Genomic DNA, 418 nt, shown 5'->3' on the forward strand with positions numbered 1-418 from the left:
TCGCTCGCTTGATAGCGAACTTTCGGATGAGCGGCGTATTTATCGTTGGGTGAGCGATAGCCGAGCGCGCAAGCGACGACGGCCGTGTAGCCTCGATCGCTCAGGTTCAAAACGTTGTTGTATGCGTCTGTGTCGAAGCCTTCCATCGGGCAGGCGTCGATCCCCAGAAGCGCGGCCGATTCCAGAAGGAAGCCAAGCGCGATGTACACCTGGCGTGCGTTCCACTGGTCATGCGTGCCTCGTGCCTTTTCCGCGGTACCCAAAATCATCCCGCGATAGCCGCCGAGCGCTTCGGCCGGCGTCGCCCTCGCTGCCGCCGCAGACTGGATGAATTTGTCGACGAAGGCCGTGTCGATCTCTTTTCGAACGCAGAGCACGACATAGTGCGAACATTCGACAGGTTGTGGTTGATTCCAAC

The 418-nt window shown here is 59.1% G+C and carries 1 protein-coding gene; it reads right to left on the minus strand.

Annotated elements, in window-relative coordinates:
• Window positions 1-418 (minus strand): nitroreductase family protein (locus D7X55_RS41720; protein ID WP_199747452.1); only part of this gene is annotated, 418 nt, incomplete at both ends.

Origin of the sequence: Corallococcus sp. AB049A, from assembly GCF_003668885.1 — a bacterium.
Classification (GTDB): Bacteria; Myxococcota; Myxococcia; order Myxococcales; family Myxococcaceae; genus Corallococcus; species Corallococcus interemptor.